Source organism: Halomonas sp. 25-S5 (assembly GCF_029889845.1).
Lineage (GTDB): Bacteria > Pseudomonadota > Gammaproteobacteria > Pseudomonadales > Halomonadaceae > Halomonas.
The window spans coordinates 40,853-60,626 of sequence record NZ_JARANV010000012.1 but is presented as its reverse complement, the minus strand read 5'-3'; the positions used below and the strand labels follow the sequence as shown (position 1 = coordinate 60,626).

Genomic DNA, 19,774 nt, shown 5'->3' with positions numbered 1-19,774 from the left:
CGGGCGGGGCGGTCCTCGGTCGGGGGGCGGAACGGCCTACTCTTCCTCGCCGAGTGCCAGCGCGCGGTCGACCAGGTCGCCGCCGCCTTCCACTTCCTCGTCGAAGAGCGTGTAGATGGGGCCGCTGGCATCGATGAACGCCTGCTTGTCGGCCTCGTTGATCTCCATGCCGGCGGCTTCCATCTTGCCGAGGAGCTCTTCATCCTGCCGGGCGGCGGTCGCGTAGACGAAGTCCTGGACCTCCCGGGCCGTCTCCATCAGGACGCTGCGGACGTCCTCGGGCAGGGCCTCCCAGTGATTGCTGGAGACCACCACGTAGGCCGGGGTATAGACGTGGCCCGTCAGCGACAGGTAGTCCTGGACCTCCTGGAACTTCTGGGAGTAGATCTGCACCAGCGGATTCTCCTGGCCATCCATGGTGCCGGTCTGCAGCGCGGTGAATACCTCGGAGAGCGCCATGGGCGACGGGTTCGCGCCGTACTCCTCGAACATTCGCACCCGCCAGGTGCCCTTGGGCGTGCGCAGCTTCAAGCCGTCGAGATCCTCCGGCGTGTTGATGGGCCGCACGTTGTTGGTGATCTGGCGAAAGCCGTTCTCCCACACGGCGAGGATCTTGTAGCCCTTCTCTTCCGCCAGCGGGAAGAGGTCGGGCTCGAGGACCTCGTCGATGACCCGTTTCATGTGCTCCCGGTCCTTGATCAGGTAGGGCATCTCGAACAGCCCGAACTCGTCGACCACCGAGGACATCACGGAGGACGGCAGCGTGAAGGTCAGCTGGCCGAGCTTGAGCTTCTGCATCATGGAGCTGTCGCCGCCCAGCTGGCTCGAGCCGTAGACCACCACCTCGTAGTCGTCCCCCAGCCGCTCGTTGGCCAGCCTGGCGAACTCGCTGGCGGAGGCATCGAACAGCGAACCGGGATTGCCCACATGACCGAACGGCAGCTCGGTCTGGGCGAGACCGAGCGCTGGCGTCAGGCTCAGGGCCAGGGCGGCGCTGGCGACTGCTGTCTTGATCATCTTCATCGGATACTCCAGTGCTGACTTGTTGTTGTAGGTGTGCTGCCCGGGCGTTGCGCCCTCTCGGGGCAGTCTCCAGGCCGTGGTGGCTCCTGCAGGGCCGCGGAAACTGTCCCGACGGCCCGAGTCATCCTCGGCCATCCAACGGCTCGGTGAGTCCGACCGTCACGAGTTCAATTTGAATTCAAAATTCATTATTCGATATTAAACTTTGGTCGAGGAGGCGGGTCGCCGGCTCAGGCGGGCTCCAGCCCCCAGGCCAGTCCCGCCACCTCGATGCCGGCGATGGCGGCGGCCTCGTCCTCACCCGAAGAGGCGCCACTGGCGCCCACGGCGCCGATCACCCGGGCGTCGTCGTCCAGGATCAGCACGCCTCCCGGTACCGGGACGAAGTGCCCGCCCGAGGCGGCGGCTACGCTGGCGAGGAAGGCCGGTCGCTCGGCATTGCGGGCCCCGACCACGCCGCTCGAGGCGCCATTGCCCAGGGAGGCGAAGGCCTTGCCCTGGGCCACCGGGAAGCGCAGCGGGGCACAGCCGTCCTCGCGCTCGGCGGCGACAACGTGCCCGCCACCATCGAGCACGACTATCGTGAGAGGCTCCATCGAGGCATCACGTGCCCTGGCGAAGGCCCCGTCCAGGATGGCCCTGGCCTGAAAACGGCCAAGTTGGAAATGACTGCGAAAGACCTTGCCGGCCATGGAAGACTCCTGATGATCGTCGGGGTGGATATTGGTTGCATTTTGAATTCATAATACCTTTTGTGGAAGAATACCACCCTGGCCTGTACCCAACCGGGAAAGAACCGACAGATCTGGTGACGCGGCCGAGACCATCAGAACGTCATTGCCTCGAGGGACCCATGCCATGAGCAAGATCCAGCAGCGCAGCCTCTACCTGGACGTGGCCGACCGCGTCCGGGAGCTCATCGAGCGGGGGGATCTCGCACCGGGAGAGCGGATATCGGAGAAGCAGCTCTGCGAGCGGTTCGGGGTCTCCCGCACGCCGCTTCGGGAGGCGCTGAAGGTGCTCGCCTCCGAGGGCCTGGTCGAGCTGCTGCCCAATCGCGGCGCCAGGGTCGTGCGCCTGACCCTGAAGATGGTGAAGGATACCTATGACCTGATGGGGGCCCTCGAGGGGCTGTCCGGCGAGCTCGCCTGCCAGAACATCAGCGACGAGGGGATCAAGGCCATCCGTGCGCTGCATGACGAGATGCTTGGGCACTATCGCGATGGCAACCTGCCGGACTACTTCCGGGTCAACCAGAGGATCCACGAGGGGATCCTGGCCGCCTCGGGGAACGAGGTGCTGCTGGAGACGTACAGCAACCTCAACCAGCGGGTGAAGCGGGTCCGCTATTCAAAGAAGATGACGGATGACTTCTGGCGCAAGGCGGTCCAGGACCACGAGCACATGATCCTTGCCCTGGAGGCACGCGACGGCAGGCGCCTGGGCCAGATCCTGCGCGACCATCTCTGCAACAAGCTCGAGGTGGCCTCCCTTGCCGGCGTGATCGAGGACGAGGCCGCCCTCGACGTCGCCACCTCCTGACCCCTACCCCCAGCCCTCGAGGCGCATGGCCGAGCGCTCCAGCCGCTGGTTCTCCGCCTCGATCTCGCGCAGCTGCTCGCCCACGCCGGAGAGGTGCTCCAGGGCGACACGCCGGGCGAGGACCGGCTTGCCCTCGATCACCGCGCGATGGAGCCGCGCGTGCTGGCGATTGATCATCTCTCGGGAGCTCGGGCGGTGATAGAGGTTCTTCACCGAGGCGAACACCGAGCTCAGCAGCAGGTCGGTCAGGCTCTGCAGGGTGTGGACCAGCACCGGGTTGTGGGAGGCCTGGCAGATGGCCAGGTGGAAGCCGTGATCGAGCCGTGCCAGGCGTTCGACGTCGACCGACTCGGCGCGCTCCACATAGTCGACCATCGCCTGATAACGGCGGGTGATCAGCACCCGGTCCGACGGCGTGCCGCGGCTGGCCGCCAGGCTGGCCGACTCGCCCTCGAGCAGGGCCCGCACCTCCAGCAGGTCGAACAGCGTCCGCGGGTGATCGCGGAAGAGATGCATCAGCGGCGTGTCCTGCGCCGCCGTGACCAGCTGCGCCACCACCGAGCCACGCCCCTGCCGGGTGATGATCACCCCCTTGCTGCGCAGCGTCCTGAGCGCCTCTCTCAACGAAGCACGAGAGACCTGCAGCCGTTCGCTCAATCGCCGCTCGGAGGGCAGCAGCTGGCCCGGGCGGAACACGCCGTCGAGGATCAGCTCCTCGAGCCTGGCCGCGATGGCATCGGGGGTGCGTGAGGTAGTGACCAGCGCATCATGGTAACCGGGCATGACCGTATCCTCCGGGGGATGTCTTCCCGCGGCGCGAGGGTGTATCGTGGAAATCTTTTCCAGAATTATACTCACAACTGGTCTGACCAGCGAACCAGAGACTGGACACGCCCGTCAAGAAAGCCCAGATTGGAGGCCAACATCGGTCACCTGCCCGGCCCGCGCGGGTCATGGGCCATCCAGCGAGGAAGCCACATGAACATCCTCTATGACGAGCGGCTCGACGGCGAGTTGCCGGCAATCGACAAGGCCGAGGTCCTGGCCGACCTGCAGCAAGCCGCGCCCGGGCTCACCCTGCTGCACCGCGAGGAGGACCTGCGCCCCTTCGAGTGTGACGGCCTCTCTGCCTACCGCGTGCTGCCCATGCTGGTCGCCCTGCCCGAGACCCTCGAGCAGGTCGAGACGCTGATGAAGCGCTGCCGGGCACTCGGCGTGCCGGTGGTGACCCGCGGCGCCGGCACCGGCCTCTCCGGGGGCGCCCTGCCCCTCGAGAAGGGCGTGCTGCTGGTGATGTCGCGCTTCAACCGTATCCTCGACATCGACCCGGACGCGCGCATCGCACGGCTGCAGCCCGGCGTGCGCAACCTGGCCATCTCCGAGGCGGCAGCCCCCTACGGCCTCTACTATGCCCCGGACCCCTCCTCGCAGATTGCCTGCTCCATCGGCGGCAACGTGGCCGAGAATGCCGGCGGGGTGCACTGCCTGAAGTACGGGCTGACCGTGCACAACGTCATGAAGGTGGAGGTGATCACCATCGAAGGCGAGCGCATGACCCTGGGCAGCGAGGCGCTGGACGCTCCCGGCCTCGACCTGCTCGCTCTGTTCAACGGCTCCGAGGGCATGCTCGGCGTGGTCACCGAGATCACCGTCAAGCTGCTGCCCAAGCCCGAGACCGCCAAGGTGCTGATGGCCAGCTTCGATGACGTCGAGAAGGCCGGGCGCGCGGTGGGCGACATCATCGCCGCGGGCATCATCCCCGGGGGGCTCGAGATGATGGACAAGCTGGCCATCCGCGCCGCCGAGGACTTCGTCAAGGCCGGCTACCCGGTCGAGGCCGAGGCCATCCTGCTCTGCGAGCTGGACGGGGTGGAGGCCGACGTCGATGACGACTGCGCCACCGTACGCGCGGTGCTCGAGAAGGCTGGAGCCACTGGCATCCAGCAGGCCCGCGACGAGGCCGAGCGCGCCACCTTCTGGGCCGGTCGCAAGAACGCCTTCCCGGCGGTGGGCCGCATGTCGCCGGACTACTACTGCATGGACGGCACCATTCCGCGCCGCGAGCTGCCGCGGGTACTGAAGGGCATCGCCGACTTCTCCGAGGAATATGGCCTGCGGGTCGCCAACGTCTTCCACGCCGGCGACGGCAACATGCACCCGCTGATCCTCTTCGATGCCAACCGTCCCGGCGAGCTGGAGCAGGCCGAGGAACTCGGCGGCAAGATCCTCGAGCTGTGCGTGGAGGTCGGCGGCTCGATCACCGGCGAGCACGGCGTGGGCCGCGAGAAGATCAACCAGATGTGTGCCCAGTTCAACCCGGGCGAACTGACCACCTTCCATGCGGTCAAGGCGGCCTTCGACCCCGACCGTCTGCTCAACCCGGGCAAGAACATCCCCACCCTCGCCCGCTGCGCCGAGTTCGGTGCCATGCACGTGCACAACAACGAACTTCCGCACCCCGAGCTGCCCCGATTCTGAGGATTCCCCATGGCCCAGACGCGACCCCAACCGACCGACCAGAACATCAGCGAGGCGCTCACCGAACGCGTTCGGCGGGCCACTGCCGAGAGTAGACCGCTGCGCATCGTCGGCGGTGACACCAAGGCCTTCTATGGCCGAAAAGTTCAGGGTCGAGAAATTCAGGGCCGCCCCGAGGAGATCGAGACGCTCTCGACCCGCGAGCACCGCGGGATCACCTACTACGACCCGGTGGAGCTGATCGTCTCGGTGCGCAGCGGCACGCCGCTGGCCGAGCTCGAGGCCACCCTCGCCGACAATGGCCAGATGCTCGGCTGCGAGCCACCCCACTTCGGCACGGACGCCACCGTCGGCGGCATGGTTGCCACCGGCCTCTCCGGCCCCCGTCGGCCCTGGGCCGGCAGCGTACGCGACTTCGTGCTGGGCACCCGGGTGATCAGCCACGAGGGGCATCAGCAGCGCTTCGGCGGCGAGGTGATGAAGAACGTCGCCGGGTACGACCTGTCGCGGCTGATGGTCGGCGCCCAGGGCACCCTGGGGCCGATCACCGAGGTCTCGCTCAAGGTGCTGCCCCGGCCCGGCGCCAGCCACAGCCTGCGCCTCGAGATGCCGCTGGCCGACGCCCAGGCGAAGCTCGCCGAGTGGGGGCGGCAGCCACTGCCCATCACCGCCGCCGCCTGGCACGCCGGTGCCCTGCACCTGCGCCTGGAGGGCGGGCCCAGCTCGGTCGCCGCCACGCGTGAGCGCCTTGGGGGCGACGAGCTGGACGCCGACTTCTGGACGGCGCTTCGCGAGCAGACGCTGGACTTCTTCTCCCGGGACGACGCCCGCGCCCTGTGGCGCCTCTCGCTGCCCCACAACACGCCCTCGCTGGCGCTTGCCGGTGTCCAGAAAGCGGACCTGCTCCACGACTGGGCCGGTACCCAGCGCTGGCTGCGCAGCGACCTGCCCGCCGACATCATCCGCGAGGCCTGCGCCCGCGGCGGCGGCCACGCCACCTGCCTGGGGTCCCGCGAGGGGCCGGGCCAGCCCGACCCCTTCATGCCGCTGGAACCGGTGGTGGCGAAGTACCATCGAAACCTGAAGGCCCAGCTGGATCCGAAGGGCATCTTCAACCCGGGCCGACTCTACGCGGAGCTCTGAGATGCAGACGCACTTTACCGAGGAAGACCTCCAGAAACCCCATATCCGCGAGGCCGACCGCGTCCTGCGCAGCTGCGTGCACTGCGGCTTCTGCAATGCCACCTGCCCCACCTACCAGCTGCTGGGCGACGAGCGCGACGGCCCCCGCGGACGCATCTACCTGATGAAGGAGATGCTCGAGAGCCCGGAAGACGACACCCAGGTCACCGAGGAGACCCGGCTGCACCTCGACCGCTGCCTCACCTGCCTCAACTGCGAGACCACCTGTCCCTCCGGGGTGGAGTACCACAAGCTCCTCAATATCGGCCGCGCCGAGATCGAGCGGCGGGTGCCGCGCAAGCCCGCCGACCGTGCCCTGCGCTACGGGCTGCGCAAGGCACTCGTGGAGCCGAAGCGCTTCAAGGCGCTGCTCAAGCTGGGCCAGACCTTCCGCCCACTGGTGCCTGGCGCGCTGGCCAACAAGATGCCCCCGACGCCGGTAGATGCGGGCGCCCGCCCCAAGGGCAAGCGCCACGCGCGCCAGATGCTCATTCTCGAGGGCTGCGTGCAGCCCGGGCTCTCGCCCAACACCAACGCCGCCACCGCCCGGGTGCTGGACCGCCTGGGCATCGGCCTGACCCCGGCCCCCGAAGCCGGCTGCTGTGGCGCCGTCGACTTCCACCTCAACGCCCAGGAGGCCGGGCGGGCCCGCATGCGCGCCAACATCGACGCCTGGTGGCCCCACGTGGAGGCCGGCTGCGAAGCGATCGTGCAGACCGCCAGCGGCTGCGGCGCCTTCGTCAAGGAGTATGGCGAGATGCTTGCCGACGACCCTGATTATGCCCACAAGGCCGAGCGCATCAGTGCGCTTGCCAAGGACCTGGTGGAGGTGCTGCGCGACGATGACCTCAGCGCCCTGGAGGCGAAGGAACAGCGCCGGCTCGCCTTCCACTGCCCCTGCACCCTGCAGCATGCCCAACGGCTCGGTGGCGCCGTGGAGCAGGTGCTCGGCCGGCTCGGCTTCGCCCTCACCCCGGTGCAGGACGCCCATCTCTGCTGCGGCTCGGCCGGCACCTACTCCGTCACCCAGCCGGAACTTGCCACCCAGTTGCGCAACAACAAGCTCGACAACCTCGAGGCCGGCAACCCGGAGGTGATCGTCACGGCCAACATCGGCTGTCAGACCCACCTGGCCGGCGCCAACAGAACGCCAGTACGCCACTGGATCGAGATCGTCGACGAGGCACTGGCATGATGCTCACCTCGAACTGATAGCGAGGGGCGTCGGTGGCAAGCCGAAGGGGAGGTCCTACGCCATGGGTGAGAAGCACCGCTTCGAACGGGCTGGCCATGGATGGCCAGCACAGGTCCTGCAAGCGGAGCAGGACGCGAGAGCGAAGCAGGGCGTCGGTAGCGTACAAGGATGTATTCACAGCGCCTCCCCGATGGTCCGACACGTCGGGGCTTGCCGACGAGGCAGCCACGAGTCCTGCTATCCGTTATAGCTTCACTCAAATAAAGGAATCCTACTGATGAACACCAAGCCCGTCCTGACCCTGGATGACGTCAACGCCCTGCTGCACGCTGGCCAGAAGGAAGCCGAGGCCAACGGCTGGGCCGTGACCATCGCCGTGGCCGACGACGGCGGCCACCTCCTCGGCCTGCGCCGCCTCGACGGTGCCCCGCCCTTCAGCGCCGACGTCGCCACCGAGAAGGCGCGCAATGCCGCCATCGGACGCAAGGAGACCCAGGTCTTCGAGGACATGATCAACAACGGTCGTACCGCCTTCGTCACCGCGCCGATGGAGGCCCTGCTGGCCGGCGGCGTCCCGGTGATCGTCGAGGGCCAGGTGGCCGGCAGCGTCGGTATCTCCGGGGTCAAGCCGGACCAGGACGTGCAGGTGGCCAAGGCCGCGGTCGCCGCCATCACCTGATCCAGGCTGGTGACGTAAGCTGGGAGGCCCCTGCCAAGCGCAGGGGCTTTTCGTTGGTAACGAGGTTTCCATGCCATTGCTCTACTTCCTTCCCCCGCTGGGCGCCGTCCTGATCTGGTCGGGCAACATGACCATCAACCAGCTCACCGTGGGCAGCATCGCCTTCCACGTTCTGGGCGGCGCTCTGGTGCTGGCGGGGGTCATCATGACCCAGACCCTCACCCGGCCACTGGGACGGCCGCCGGCACGGACGACGCGCCTCGACCGGGGCCCGGGCTGAGCATGGTAGACTGCGGCGAGACTGCCCCCTGACCCGAAGGAAGGACGCGCCATGTCGCTCGACGACCTGCACCTCAACCTGCGCAACCTGACCCCGGACGATTATCCCCAGCTACAGGCGCTGATGGACCGGGTCTACGACGACATCGGCGGCGCCTGGCCAGAGACGACCATCAACAAGCTGATCAAGGAGTTCCCCGACGGGCAGATCGTCATCGAGGATGACGAGACCATCGTCGGCGTGGCGCTGACGGCGCTGGTCGACTACGACACCTTCTCCAACCCCCACCGCTACGACGACCTGATCGGCAAGCGCGAGACCATCCTCAACGAGCCCGATGGCGATGCCATGTACGGGCTCGACGTGCTGATCCATCCGGACTATCGCGGCTACCGGCTGGGCCGGCGCCTCTACGAGGCGCGCAAGGAATTGTGTCGCTCCATGAACCTCAGGGCGATCCTGGCCGGCGGGCGCATCCCCCAGTACCACGAGCATGCCCACGAGCTCTCCCCGGCCGAGTACCTTGACAAGGTGGCCCGCAAGGAGATTCACGATCCCATCCTCTCCTTCCAGCTGGCCAACGACTTCCAGGTCAAGCGCCTGCTGCACAAGTACCTGCCGGAGGACCAGAAGTCGCAGGGCTACGCCACCCTGCTGGAGTGGAACAACATCCTCTTCGAGCCGGCGGAGCGGGTACTGGAAAACCGCCCCACCCAGGTGCGCGTCGGCGCCGTGCAGTGGCAGATGCGCGAGATCGACTCGGTGGAGGCGGTGCTGCAGCAGGTGGAGTACTTCGTCGATGCGCTGGCCGACTACCAGAGCGACTTCGCGGTCTTCCCGGAGCTGTTCAACGCGCCGCTGATGGGCCTTCAGGACCGTGCCGCCCAGCAGGATCAGATGGCCGCCATCCGTTTCCTGGCCGGCTTCACCGAGCAGTTCAAGACCGAGCTGTCGCGCATGGCGGTCTCGTACAACATCAATATCATCGCCGGCTCGATGATCGAGGTGGGCGAGGACGAGCGCCTCTACAACATCGCCTATCTCTGCCATCGCGACGGCGAGATCGAGCGCCAGGCCAAGCTGCACATCACGCCCCAGGAGCGCCGCGACTGGGTGATCGAAGGCGGCGACGAACTGCTGGTGTTCCAGACCGATGCCGGCCGGGTGGGCATCCAGATCTGCTACGACGTGGAATTTCCCGAGCTTTCGCGGCTGCTCGCCGACCAGGACATGGACATCCTCTTCGTGCCCTTCTGGACCGATACCAAGAACGGCTACCTGCGGGTGCGCCACTGCGCTCAGGCCCGGGCCATCGAGAACGAATGCTACGTGGTGCTGTGCGGCAGCGTGGGCAACGTGCCCTCCATCGAGAACATGGAGATCCAGTACGCCCAGTCGTCGGTCTTCTCGCCCTCGGACTTCGCCTTCCCCCACGATGCCGTGCTCTCCGAGACCACGCCCAACACCGAGATGATCATGTTCTCGGACCTCGACCTGACCCGCCTGACGGTGGTGCGCGCCGAAGGCTCGGTGACCAACCTCAAGGATCGCCGCAAGGATCTCTTCGACCTGCGCTGGAGAGACTGGTCCTGGAAGTCCGGTAGCCGGCCAGCCGGGGCCAACCCGGAAGACGGCTGACCCATGTTCGGCAAGCTATGGCGCCTGGGGCTGCGTGGCTTCGAGCAACGCCACCCCTTTCCCGAGGAGAGCTGGCGCGAGGCCCGTGGCCGAGTGGCACTGCTCGCCGCCCTGCCCGACGACCAGGCCGAGCGGCTCGGCCATCGCGCCTGGCGGTTCGTGCATGCCAAGCGCCTGAGCCTGCATCCCGAACTCGCCGAAACCACCGAGTTCGATCCGCCCGCGCGGCTGGCCCTGGCGGCCCAGGTCTGCCTGCTGACGCTGGGCTGGGAGGAGGACGAGCACCGCGAGGCCTTCGCCAACGTCCACGAGATTCTGATCCTGCCCGAGGCCTTCCAGCGCCAGGTGGAGGAGATGGACGAGGCCGGTGTGGTCCATGCCTATGTCGACGAGCGCGCCGGCGAGACCTCCTACCAGGGGCCGGTGGTGGTCTCCTTTCCCGATCTCATGGCCAGCGGCGGGCTCGATGGCTTCAATGTGCTGATCCATGAGTTCGCCCACAAGCTCGACCTGGGCAATTCCCCGGACGCGGATGGCTTCCCGCCACTCCCCCGGGAGATCGATCCGCAGGAGTGGCACCGAGTCTTCAGCGAGGTCTGGGAGGACCTCCAGTCGCGCCTGGCACACCGCGAGCCGACGCCCATCGACGACTATGCGGCGAGCCACCCCGGCGAGTGCTTCGCGGTCTGCTGCGAGCACTTCTTCAGCGACCCCGGCCGGCTCCACCGCGCCTATCCGGCGCTCTACGGGCTGCTGTCACGCTATTTCCGCCAGGATCCGCTGGCCCGCCTGACCCATGGCATCGGCTAGCCTGATCACCGGCCCCCTGCCCCTTCTCCTCGCCGCACGGGAACATCGCCATGATCGACACCCTCGTCGCGGACCTCACCGCCGCCTCGGCCCAACACTGGTTACTGGCTTACCTGCTGGTCGGGCTTTTCGCCATGGCCGAGTCGATTCCGGTGGTCGGCATCATCGTGCCCGGCTCGGTGTTGATCGTGGGTATCGGTGCCTTGGTTCCCTCTGGTGCGCTCGGCGTGTGGCCACTGATCATCGCCGCCATCGCAGGCGCCGTGATCGGGGATGGTCTCTCGTTCTGGCTCGGCCGACGCTACGAGCAGCGGCTGATCGCGATGTGGCCGTTGCGCCGTTACCCCCGGCTCGTCACCCAGGCCGAGGGGTTCTTCACTCGCCATGGCGGCAAGGGGGTCTTCCTGGCTCGGTTCGTTCAGGGGCCGAGAGCCTTCGTCCCGCTGGTCGCCGGCATGTCCGGCATGTCACCGACTCGTTTTTACGCCTTCAACATCGTCTCGGCGCTGGTCTGGGCGACGAGCCATGTCATCGCCGGGGTAGCACTCGGGGCCTCGCTGCATCTCATCGCGCAGATAGCAGGACGATTGACGCTATTCCTGGTGCTGTTGGCCCTGCTCATCTGGATCGTGGTATGGCTGACCCGCCATATTCTTCTCGGCTCAGGTCTCCGCGGGTTGGTGCTGCTCCAAAACCGGGTGGTTCTCTGGAGTGCCGAGGGGGATACCCGGACAAAGCGCCTGGTACGGGGCCTCCTGCAGCCCGAGCGATCCGAGACCCGCGCGCTCCTGGTGGGTGCCGCGATCCTCGCCGGCTCCCTCTGGCTGTTCCTGGGGATTCTCGAGGATATCGTCACGGGTGACCCGCTCGTCCAGGCCAACCAGGCGGTGTTCCATTTCCTGCAGGGCCTTCGCACCACCTGGGGCGACCACCTGATGCTGGCCATCACCGAGCTGGGTGACAGTGTCATCGTCGTGATACTGACGGGGGTCATGCTGGGCTGGCTACTCTGGTGTCGCGCCTGGCAGGCGGCGGGCTACTGGATCGCCGCGATCGGTGGCGCCGCCCTCTTCACCCCGCTCATCAAGTGGGCCGTCCATTGGCCACGCCCCACGGCGTTGTACAGCGGCTGGGAGGCGTTTTCGTTCCCCAGTGGTCACGCCACCCTCAATGCCGTCCTCTACGGCTTCCTGGGCTTCCTCATCGCCCGTGAGCTGAGCCCGCGCCGGCGCGTGTGGGTGATCTCCAGCGTCAGTGTCCCGGTCATGCTGATTGCCTTCTCGCGGCTCTACCTGGGGGCACACTGGCTGGCCGACGTCATCGCCGGCATCGCCGTCGCCACGGCCTGGGTCACGCTGCTGGCCATCGGTTACACACGACACCGGCCCCGCTCGCTCGACCCGAGAGGCCTGGTGGGGGTTGCCCTGCTGACGCTGGCCATCGCCTGGCCCTGGCACGTCCTCGGTCGATTCGCCGACGACCAGGCGCGCTACCTGCCGTCACCGGAACAGCAGCAACTATCGCTGGGGGACTGGCGTGACCATGCCTACCGTCAATTGCCCGACCGGCGGATCGACCTGGGAGGGGAAAGCGAGGAGCCGATGACACTGCAGTGGGCCGGTGAGCTGGCGGCGCTCGAGCGGGAACTCGGCCGTCACGGCTGGCAGCCCCGTATCCCGTGGAACCTGAGCAGCACCGTGCAATGGCTCGGCGCCGGAACGACCACCGCGGGCCTGCCCGTTCTGCCTCGGCTGCATGACGGACGCGCCCCGGCGCTGCAATTGACCCATGCCATCGACGGCTCACCGTCGATGCGTATGGTCCTTCAGGTGTGGGCGACCAACGTCAAGCTGACCCGCGACGAGACCGCCACCGGGATGCCACTGTGGATCGGGTCGGTGGTGACCCGGCGCCGCTACCAGCTTCTCGGGCTGGTGCCCTTGGATCGGGCCCTGCCCACCACCAATGCCGCCAGGGATCGGTTAGCGGAGAGCCTGGGTGAACGGGTCATGATCGAACGACCCATGCATTCCCCGGGGGAGTGGGATGGTCGCCTCATCCTGGCCTGGGAGACGTCGGGATGACGCGGTAATGCCCTATCAGCCCCAAAGCGCTGAGGCGCCTCGCGGCCCCAGCCCTCCATGGGCTACTATAGCGCTATTTTCGGCAGGATCCGATGATCCGACAATAGCCGCTATTTTGCGCCCATAAGCCTATGGTAAGACTGGGGTGGCAGGATTCCATCCCGGCAAGCACCGTTTCAAAGGAGAAGTCCCCGCTGTGACCTCAAGCTCCCCACTGGTATCCGTGATCATTCCCGCCCGGGACGAAGCGGGCAACCTCCCTGGCCTGCTGGACGAGATCGCCGCTGCTCTGGCCGCCATCGAGCACGAGGTGCTGGTCGTGGACGACGCCTCCCGGGATGAGACCTGGGCGCAGCTCGTGGCGCGGGCCGCGCAGGACCCGCGGCTGCGCCCGCTGCGCCATGACCGGAGCGCCGGCCAGAGCACCTCGGTGTGGCAGGCGGCCCGTGCCGCCCGGGGGACCTGGCTGGCGACCCTCGACGGCGATGGCCAGAACGACCCCGCCGACCTGCCGAGCCTGATCGAGCGGGCCTGCCAGGGCGATGTCAGCCTGGTGGCCGGCCACCGCACCACCCGTCACGACGACTGGCTCAAGCGGGTCTCCTCGCGCATCGCCAATGGCGTGCGGGTCCGGCTGCTCCGTGACGAGACACCGGATACCGGCTGCGGGCTGAAGGTGATCGAGCGCAGCGCCTTCCTGTGCCTGCCCTACTTCGATCACATGCACCGCTTCCTGCCGGCGCTGATCCAGACCCAGGGCGGTCGCTGCGTCTCGTTGCCGGTCAACCACCGCCCCCGCGGCGCCGGCCGCTCGCACTACGGCCTCAACAACCGGCTCTGGGCCGGCATCATCGACATGGTCGGCGTGATATGGCTGCGCCGTCGCTCACGCCTGCCGGCCGTGCTCGAGGCACACACCCCGGACAGCCGGACGACCGGGACGGAGGGCACGTCATGACACCCGAGTGGCTCTGGCTGGGCATCGGCTTCCTGGGCCAGGCGCTGTTCTCCGCCCGCTTCCTGGTCCAGTGGCTGGCCAGCGAGCGAGCGCGGCGCAGCATCATGCCCCGCGCCTTCTGGTTCTTCAGCCTGGCCGGTGGAGCGACCCTGCTGGCCTATGCGATCTACCGTCGCGACCCGGTGTTCATCGCCGGCCAAGGCGCCGGGCTGTTCATCTATGCTCGCAACCTGATGCTGATCCGTCGTGAGGTCCGAGAGCAGCGGGACAAGACATGATCGCCTTGCGTCCACGCCGAACCGCCACCCTGCCGCGCCCCGCCTACCTGCACCGCCTGCCGTCGCTGCACTGGCTCTGGCTGCTGGCGCTGGCCGCGCTGTTTCTCGGCGTCGGGATCGGCCTGCGCGACCCCTGGCCAGCCGACGAGCCTCGCTTCGCCCTCAACGCCCTGGAAATGCTCAGGACGGGACAGTGGTGGATCCCCCACCGGGCCGGCGAACCCTACCCCGACAAACCGCCGATCTTCATGTGGGCCATGGCCGCCTCGATCCAGCTCACGGGATCGGTGCGGCTGGGCTTCCTGCTACCCTCGCTGGCGGGTGCGCTGGGCACCCTGGCGCTGGTCATGGACCTGACCCGTCGGCTGCACGGCCGCCGGGTGGCGCTGCTGGCCGGACTGACCCTGCTCTCGAGCTTCCAGTTCGGGCTGCAGGCGCGCACCGCCCAGATCGACATGCTGGTCACCTTCTTCATCATGCTGGGCGCCTACGGCATGCTGCGCCATGCCCTGCTGGGCCCCGCCCGTCGCTGGTGGTTCATCGGCTGCGCCGGCATGGGCCTGGGCATCCTCACCAAGGGGGTGGGCTTCCTGCCGCTGCTGATGCTGCCGATCTGGGCCCTGCTGGCCTGGCGGCGACAGGCGGTGCCCCTGGCGTGGCGCGACCTGGGTCTCGGCATTGCTGTGATCCTCGGCGTCGTCGCGCTCTGGGTGGTGCCCATGGCCCTCTACACCACCTTCTCCGACGACCCCGCCCTGCTGGCCTATCGCGACAACATCCTCTTCAAGCAGACCGGCGAGCGCTACGCCGACGCCTGGCACCATGTGAAGCCCTGGTACTACTATCCGCTCGAGGTGATTCCCTGGGCCTGGCTGCCGCTGGTGCTGGCCCTGCCCTGGCTGGTGCCCGCCTGGTGGCATCGCGCCCGCCGGCTCGATGCGCGGGTCCTGTTGCCGCTCGGCGGCCTGGTGCTGGTGATCGTCTTCTTCTCGCTGTCCCCTGGCAAGCGGGGCGTCTATCTGCTGCCGACGCTGCCGCTGCTGGTGCTGGCCTCGGCGCCGATGCTGGCGGGCCTGCTGAGCCGCCCGCGGCTGCAATGGCTGGGCGCCGGCGTGCTGGCGCTGTTCGGCGGCGTGTTCCTGGCCGCCGGCGTACTCGGCGCCCTGGGCCTTCCAGCCCTGGCCCGTCTGGCCGAACGCCACGCGGTCACGCCCTGGGCCTGGTGGAGCCTGCTGGGGCTCGTTGCCCTGGGACTGCTGGCCTGGGGGCGACCACGCCGCGGCCTGGTGGCCCTGGCCGGCTGGCTGGCGGTGTTCTGGCTGAGCTGGTCGACCTGGGGCTATCAGCTCATGGACCCGGCCCGCTCGCCCCGGGACCTGATGGCGGAGATCGTGGCCCACACCGGCCCCTCGGCCTGGCTGGCCATGCCGGCCTTCGACGAGGAATTCCTGCTGCAGGCCCGCCAGCCCATGGTGCATTTCGGCTACCACAGCCCGGACGAGGCCCAATTCCAGCGTGCCTTCGCCTGGTTGCACGAGGCCCCCGGCGAGCGCTGGATGCTGGTGCCCCAGCACCGTGACGACGACATCCCCTGCGCGGACCTGACACGTGCTCGGGATCTCGGCGTACAGAACAGCGAGGCCTGGTGGCTGATCCCGGGCAGCGCCTTCGACGCCTGCGCCGGGGATGCCACGGCGGCGCCGCTTTACACCGCCCCCACGACCCTCGTCGTCGGCAGACAAGGCCAGTAGGCAAGCGGATGGACAGGCAGCAGACACGAATACCGGGGATCACCAAGGTAGCCATTTCTGGCGCCACCCTGGCCACGTTCCTGGCGATGGCGATCATCCTCGCCCGGGTCGCGGCCCTGCCGCTGATGCCCATCGACGAGACCCGCTACCTGTCCGTGGCCTGGGAGATGTGGCAGCACCAGGCCTTCCTGGTGCCCCTCCTCAATGGCGAGGCCTACTCCCACAAGCCCCCGCTGCTGTTCTGGCTGATCCAGCTGGGCTGGTGGCTGTTCGGCACCTCCGACTGGGTGGCCCGGCTGGTCATCCCCGCCGTGGGGCTCGCCGGGTTCTGGCTCTCGGCAGACCTCGTGCGCCAGCTCGACCCCGGTGCCCGACGGGAGGCCTGGTGGGCGCCCCTGGTGCTGCTGGGTACCACCCTGTGGTTCCTCTACCTGCCCTTGAGCATGTTCGACATCCTGCTCAGCGTCTGCCTGCTGCTGGCGGTCGACGGCTGGCTGCACTATCTGCGCACCGGGCATCGCCGCATGGTCATCCTGGCCGGGCTGGGGCTCGGGCTGGGCGTGCTGGCCAAGGGGCCGGTGATCTTCATCTACTGGCTACCGCTGGCACTCGCCACTCGCTTCTGGTGGCCAGACAAGGCACTGCGACAGGCCAAGACCTGGACGGCGCTGCTGGCGGCGAGCCTGCTGGGTGGCCTGATCGGCCTAGCCTGGGCGATCCCCGCGGCCATCGCCGGCGGCACGGACTATGCCAATGCCATCCTCTGGCACCAGGCCGCCGGGCGGGTCACCCACGCCTTCGACCATGCCCGGCCCTGGTACTGGTACCTGCCGGCACTGCTGATCGCCCTGCTGCCCTGGTCGGTGAGCAGCCTGTGGCGCAGGCCCTGGGCGGCGACGCCACTACAACGCTTCGCCGTCTGGGGAAGCCTTCCGCCGTTGATCCTGCTCAGCCTGATCAGCGGCAAGCAGGCCCACTACCTGATGCCGACTCTGCCGTTCCTGGCCATCTGGCTCTCCCTCCAGCTAGTGGCACAGCCACCAGGCAGGCAATGGGGTGTCGCCCTCCTGCTGCTGGGGATGACCGGCCTGATGGCGTTGCTGCCCGACATTGTGGTGCGCATCTTTCCCCAGGCGCCGCTGTCGTCGTGGAGCCGCCTCGGTGCGCTGATCCCGCTAGCGTTGACGCTATGGCTGCTCAGCCGTCCCTGCCGAGCGGCGTTAGTGCTCGCCTGGCCGCTGACCCTGTTCACCCTTCTTCTGCTGCTCTCGCCGGCGATCCGGGGCTATTACGACCTGCGCCCCATGGCCGAGCGACTGGCGATGCTAGAGGCGCAGTCACCCCTGGCGTATGCCGGGGAGTATCACAACCAGTTCCGTTTCCTGGGACGTCTCGAGACGGACCTGACGGTGATCGACGACGACCGGGCGGTGGCGGACTGGGCCGCCCGCCACCCCGGAGGACGCATCATCGAGGTGCTCCGACGACCGACGTCCCGGCAAGGCGAGATCGCCAGCTATCACCAGCCCTACCGGGGACGGGTCTACCTGATCGTGCCGGCCGAGCGCTGGCAGGCCTTCATCGCCGCCGGGAGCGGCTGAGCCCGAGACAAGGCGGCCCCTTTGGACCTCAGGTGCCTCTCGCGGCGCCGAGATTTCCTTCAGCGAGTCGGCTCGGGCCACTCGTTTCAGGTGTCTTCTGACAACCCGTCGACGAGCCAGTCCCAGAGCAATGATGACTCCTCCCGCGACTGACGCCGGGCGGGGCGCACCAGCCAGAAACGCTCCGCACTGGGTACGCTCAGGGCGAACGGCGCCACCAGATCAGCGCGGCTCGCAAAGAGGCGCCGATGCGTCAGCGCGACACCGCCGCCCTGGCTGGCGAGCGCCAGCGTCATCACCTGGTTGTCGCAGGTCAGGGCAGGGCCGCGCTCGTCCAGGCCCGCCACACCCGCCAGTTCCAGCCAGGTCGGCCAGCCCACGGCGAAGCCCGCCGCGTGCAGGAGCGTATGGCCGGCGAGGTCGGCCGGCTCGCGAAGCGTCGAGGCCACAGCGGGGCTGCACACCGGCAGCAGGCTCTCGTCGCCCAGGCAGACCCCCTCGACGCCGGACCAGTTGCCCAGGCCATAGCGGAGCTCGATATCGGCGCCCTCGGGGCCGAAGTCGTCCGGCCAGATCGCGCTGACCAGGCGCATGGCCAGAGACGGGTGTGCGCGATGAAACGCCATCAGGCGCGGTGCCAGCCAGTTCTGCTGCATCACCGGGGTCGCGCGCAGTGTCACGGTGCGCTCCGCCGCGTTGCCGAAGACCTCCTGCGTGCCCTCCCCGATACGCGCGAAGCCGTCAAGGATGCTCGGCAGCCAGGCCTGCCCGGCCGGCGTCAAGGATAGGCTGCGCGGGTGGCGCACGAAGAGTTTCTGCCCCAGGCGATCCTCGAGCAGGCGAATACGCTGACTGATCGCCGCCTGGGTCACGCCGAGCTCGCGCCCCGCCGCGGTAAAGCTCAGGGTGCGCGCCGAGGCCTCGAAGGCCTGGAGCCATAGCAGGGGAGGTAACGGTGACATGAAAAAGCCTGTGATAAGCTTAGCTTGGGCATAGGGGTCAGATTAATCGTTTGTCACTGATCTGGCCAATCGCCATCCTGAAGACGCTTTACCGATCGCCTATCAGGAGTTGCGCATGAATCAGGACACCGTTTCCGATTTCGCCCCCGCGGATATCGCCCCGGCACCGCCGGTGGACATGCGTGAACTCTCCCCCTATGAGACGGCAACGCGGCTGCGTGAGGCCAGGATGGAGAGTCATCGGGTCGTGCTCGAATGGCAGGACGGCCAACAGGCCGAATTCCCGCCGATCTGGCTACGCGACCACTGCGCCTGCCCGGCCTGCCGCCATGCCCAGACCTTCGAGCGGCTGGTCTTCCCCATCGAAGGAATCGACACCGCACCCCAGGTGCAGGTCGAGGACGGCCACCTGGTAGTGAACTGGGCCGATGGCCACACGAGCCGCTTCGACGGCGGCTGGCTGCACCAGCGCCGTCCCGGCGAACCCGATCGGGACGTGATCCCCGAGCGCCTCCCCTGGCGCGACGGCTTCTTTCCCCAGCGCGTCGCCCATGGCGACTTCGTTGCCGGTGCCGATGGCGAGCGCGCCTGGCTGACGGCCTTGCTGCGGGATGGCCTGGTACTACTCGAGCACGGGCCGCTCGCCGACGAGGAGGTGAGCCGTCTGGCCAAGCGCATCGGCCCGCTGCGTTCGACCAACTTCGGCGCGCGCTTCGATGTGCGCTCCAAGCCCAACCCCAACAATGCCGCCTATACCGCCATCGGCCTGGCGCTGCATACCGACCTGCCCAACTGGCGCCAGCCACCCGATATCCAGCTGCTCTACTGCCTGGAGAATGGCGCCGAAGGCGGTGGGTCGCTGTTTGCCGATGGCTTCCAGGTCGCCGAGGTGCTGCGCCGCGAGGCCCCCGAGGCCTTCCGCCTGCTCAGCGAGACATCGATCGACTTCCGCTTCCAGGACGAGACGCAGGACATCGGCGTGCGCGCGCCCATCATCGAATGCGATGACGACGGCAAGGTGGTGGAGATTCGCTTCAACAACTGGATTCGCGACACCTTGCGCCTGCCGGCGCAGACCATCGAGGCCTGGTACCGCGCCTACTATCGCTTCTGGCAACTGCTCCATGAGCCGCGTCACCAGCTCGAGTTCGACCTGGCACCGGGGCAGATGATCGCCTTCGATAACCGTCGCGTGCTGCATGGCCGGGGCGCCTTCGACCCGAATACCGGCGCCCGCCATCTGCAGGGCACCTATCTCGACCGCGACATGCTCGAGTCGCGCCTGCGGGTGCTGGCTCGCCGCGCCTGACACG

The 19,774-nt window shown here is 67.8% G+C and carries 17 protein-coding genes and 1 pseudogene; 14 read left to right on the top strand and 4 right to left on the bottom strand.

Features of this window, described 5'->3' with window-relative positions:
- Nucleotides 1-36 precede the first annotated feature (36 nt).
- Both OP498_RS10305 and OP498_RS10300 read right to left on the bottom strand, forming a co-directional pair.
- Nucleotides 37-1,023 carry a TRAP transporter substrate-binding protein gene (locus tag OP498_RS10305; RefSeq protein ID WP_280548019.1) on the bottom strand — a complete coding sequence of 329 codons (987 nt, stop codon included), beginning with the start codon at nucleotides 1,021-1,023 and terminating at the stop codon, nucleotides 37-39.
- 230 nt (nucleotides 1,024-1,253) lie between these two features.
- Nucleotides 1,254-1,715: a heme-binding protein gene (locus tag OP498_RS10300; protein ID WP_280548020.1), complete on the bottom strand. Its 462-nt coding sequence runs from the start codon at nucleotides 1,713-1,715 to the stop codon at nucleotides 1,254-1,256.
- 166 nt (nucleotides 1,716-1,881) lie between these two features.
- Between OP498_RS10300 and OP498_RS10295 the strand changes: the two genes are divergently transcribed.
- The gene (locus OP498_RS10295; RefSeq protein ID WP_280548022.1) at nucleotides 1,882-2,565 is read left to right on the top strand and encodes a GntR family transcriptional regulator; all 684 of its coding nucleotides are present in this window, start codon (nucleotides 1,882-1,884) and stop codon (nucleotides 2,563-2,565) included.
- Between the two features lie 3 nt (nucleotides 2,566-2,568).
- On the opposite strand, the gene glcC is transcribed toward OP498_RS10295, so the two are convergent.
- Nucleotides 2,569-3,348, bottom strand: coding sequence for a transcriptional regulator GlcC (gene glcC, locus OP498_RS10290; protein WP_280548023.1), 780 nt, complete (start codon nucleotides 3,346-3,348; stop codon nucleotides 2,569-2,571).
- Nucleotides 3,349-3,543: 195 nt separating this feature from the next.
- Here glcC and glcD point away from each other — a divergent pair, with 195 nt between their 5' ends.
- The 12 genes and pseudogenes from glcD (at nucleotide 3,544) to OP498_RS10230 (ending at nucleotide 17,499) form a co-directional block, all read left to right on the top strand.
- Nucleotides 3,544-5,043 carry a glycolate oxidase subunit GlcD gene (gene glcD, locus OP498_RS10285; RefSeq protein ID WP_280548024.1) on the top strand — a complete coding sequence of 500 codons (1,500 nt, stop codon included), beginning with the start codon at nucleotides 3,544-3,546 and terminating at the stop codon, nucleotides 5,041-5,043.
- Nucleotides 5,044-5,052: 9 nt separating this feature from the next.
- Nucleotides 5,053-6,186 (top strand): glycolate oxidase subunit GlcE, encoded by a 1,134-nt coding sequence (glcE, locus tag OP498_RS10280; protein WP_280548025.1) that lies wholly within the window; start codon nucleotides 5,053-5,055, stop codon nucleotides 6,184-6,186.
- A gap of 1 nt (nucleotide 6,187) precedes the next feature.
- Nucleotides 6,188-7,420 (top strand): glycolate oxidase subunit GlcF, encoded by a 1,233-nt coding sequence (gene glcF / locus OP498_RS10275; protein ID WP_280548026.1) that lies wholly within the window; start codon nucleotides 6,188-6,190, stop codon nucleotides 7,418-7,420.
- A 277-nt stretch (nucleotides 7,421-7,697) separates the two neighbouring features.
- Nucleotides 7,698-8,099 carry a heme-binding protein gene (locus OP498_RS10270; protein WP_280548027.1) on the top strand — a complete coding sequence of 134 codons (402 nt, stop codon included), beginning with the start codon at nucleotides 7,698-7,700 and terminating at the stop codon, nucleotides 8,097-8,099.
- Nucleotides 8,100-8,169: 70 nt separating this feature from the next.
- A pseudogene (locus OP498_RS10265) lies at nucleotides 8,170-8,262 on the top strand (EamA family transporter); the annotation flags it as partial.
- 168 nt (nucleotides 8,263-8,430) lie between these two features.
- Nucleotides 8,431-10,017 (top strand): bifunctional GNAT family N-acetyltransferase/carbon-nitrogen hydrolase family protein, encoded by a 1,587-nt coding sequence (locus OP498_RS10260; RefSeq protein ID WP_280548029.1) that lies wholly within the window; start codon nucleotides 8,431-8,433, stop codon nucleotides 10,015-10,017.
- A 3-nt stretch (nucleotides 10,018-10,020) separates the two neighbouring features.
- Complete coding sequence (locus OP498_RS10255) at nucleotides 10,021-10,827, top strand: M90 family metallopeptidase (RefSeq protein WP_280548030.1); 807 nt, start codon at nucleotides 10,021-10,023, stop codon at nucleotides 10,825-10,827.
- A 50-nt stretch (nucleotides 10,828-10,877) separates the two neighbouring features.
- On the top strand, nucleotides 10,878-12,911 hold the full coding sequence (locus OP498_RS10250; RefSeq protein ID WP_280548031.1) for a bifunctional DedA family/phosphatase PAP2 family protein: 2,034 nt from the start codon (nucleotides 10,878-10,880) through the stop codon (nucleotides 12,909-12,911).
- Between the two features lie 196 nt (nucleotides 12,912-13,107).
- A complete protein-coding gene (locus tag OP498_RS10245) occupies nucleotides 13,108-13,869 on the top strand; it encodes a glycosyltransferase family 2 protein (protein ID WP_280548032.1) in 762 nt (253 codons plus the stop codon).
- Nucleotides 13,866-14,147: a lipid-A-disaccharide synthase N-terminal domain-containing protein gene (locus tag OP498_RS10240; RefSeq protein ID WP_280548033.1), complete on the top strand. Its 282-nt coding sequence runs from the start codon at nucleotides 13,866-13,868 to the stop codon at nucleotides 14,145-14,147. The genes OP498_RS10245 and OP498_RS10240 overlap by 4 nt, the downstream gene beginning before the upstream one ends.
- Entirely contained in the window at nucleotides 14,144-15,898 is a 1,755-nt protein-coding gene (locus OP498_RS10235; RefSeq protein WP_280548035.1) for a glycosyltransferase family 39 protein, read from the top strand. Before OP498_RS10240 ends, OP498_RS10235 begins: the two co-directional genes overlap by 4 nt.
- An 8-nt stretch (nucleotides 15,899-15,906) precedes the next feature.
- Nucleotides 15,907-17,499 carry a glycosyltransferase family 39 protein gene (locus tag OP498_RS10230; protein ID WP_280548036.1) on the top strand — a complete coding sequence of 531 codons (1,593 nt, stop codon included), beginning with the start codon at nucleotides 15,907-15,909 and terminating at the stop codon, nucleotides 17,497-17,499.
- A gap of 86 nt (nucleotides 17,500-17,585) precedes the next feature.
- Here OP498_RS10230 and OP498_RS10225 read toward each other — a convergent pair whose 3' ends face one another.
- Nucleotides 17,586-18,461: a LysR substrate-binding domain-containing protein gene (locus tag OP498_RS10225; RefSeq protein WP_280548037.1), complete on the bottom strand. Its 876-nt coding sequence runs from the start codon at nucleotides 18,459-18,461 to the stop codon at nucleotides 17,586-17,588.
- A 115-nt stretch (nucleotides 18,462-18,576) separates the two neighbouring features.
- Between OP498_RS10225 and OP498_RS10220 the strand changes: the two genes are divergently transcribed.
- Nucleotides 18,577-19,770: a TauD/TfdA family dioxygenase gene (locus OP498_RS10220; protein ID WP_280548038.1), complete on the top strand. Its 1,194-nt coding sequence runs from the start codon at nucleotides 18,577-18,579 to the stop codon at nucleotides 19,768-19,770.
- Nucleotides 19,771-19,774: the final 4 nt, after the last annotated feature.

What these genes read in the sequence shown, in the direction of transcription:
- OP498_RS10225 (WP_280548037.1), bottom strand. Translation starts at nt 18,461, where the DNA reads ATGTCACCGTTACCTCCCCTGCTATGGCTCCAGGCCTTCGAGGCCTCG.
- OP498_RS10240 (WP_280548033.1), top strand. Translation starts at nt 13,866, where the DNA reads ATGACACCCGAGTGGCTCTGGCTGGGCATCGGCTTCCTGGGCCAGGCG.
- OP498_RS10235 (WP_280548035.1), top strand. Translation starts at nt 14,144, where the DNA reads ATGATCGCCTTGCGTCCACGCCGAACCGCCACCCTGCCGCGCCCCGCC.
- OP498_RS10300 (WP_280548020.1), bottom strand. Translation starts at nt 1,715, where the DNA reads ATGGCCGGCAAGGTCTTTCGCAGTCATTTCCAACTTGGCCGTTTTCAG.
- OP498_RS10250 (WP_280548031.1), top strand. Translation starts at nt 10,878, where the DNA reads ATGATCGACACCCTCGTCGCGGACCTCACCGCCGCCTCGGCCCAACAC.
- OP498_RS10220 (WP_280548038.1), top strand. Translation starts at nt 18,577, where the DNA reads ATGAATCAGGACACCGTTTCCGATTTCGCCCCCGCGGATATCGCCCCG.
- OP498_RS10255 (WP_280548030.1), top strand. Translation starts at nt 10,021, where the DNA reads ATGTTCGGCAAGCTATGGCGCCTGGGGCTGCGTGGCTTCGAGCAACGC.
- glcE (WP_280548025.1), top strand. Translation starts at nt 5,053, where the DNA reads ATGGCCCAGACGCGACCCCAACCGACCGACCAGAACATCAGCGAGGCG.
- OP498_RS10295 (WP_280548022.1), top strand. Translation starts at nt 1,882, where the DNA reads ATGAGCAAGATCCAGCAGCGCAGCCTCTACCTGGACGTGGCCGACCGC.
- glcF (WP_280548026.1), top strand. Translation starts at nt 6,188, where the DNA reads ATGCAGACGCACTTTACCGAGGAAGACCTCCAGAAACCCCATATCCGC.
- OP498_RS10230 (WP_280548036.1), top strand. Translation starts at nt 15,907, where the DNA reads ATGGACAGGCAGCAGACACGAATACCGGGGATCACCAAGGTAGCCATT.
- glcC (WP_280548023.1), bottom strand. Translation starts at nt 3,348, where the DNA reads ATGCCCGGTTACCATGATGCGCTGGTCACTACCTCACGCACCCCCGAT.
- glcD (WP_280548024.1), top strand. Translation starts at nt 3,544, where the DNA reads ATGAACATCCTCTATGACGAGCGGCTCGACGGCGAGTTGCCGGCAATC.
- OP498_RS10305 (WP_280548019.1), bottom strand. Translation starts at nt 1,023, where the DNA reads ATGAAGATGATCAAGACAGCAGTCGCCAGCGCCGCCCTGGCCCTGAGC.
- OP498_RS10270 (WP_280548027.1), top strand. Translation starts at nt 7,698, where the DNA reads ATGAACACCAAGCCCGTCCTGACCCTGGATGACGTCAACGCCCTGCTG.
- OP498_RS10260 (WP_280548029.1), top strand. Translation starts at nt 8,431, where the DNA reads ATGTCGCTCGACGACCTGCACCTCAACCTGCGCAACCTGACCCCGGAC.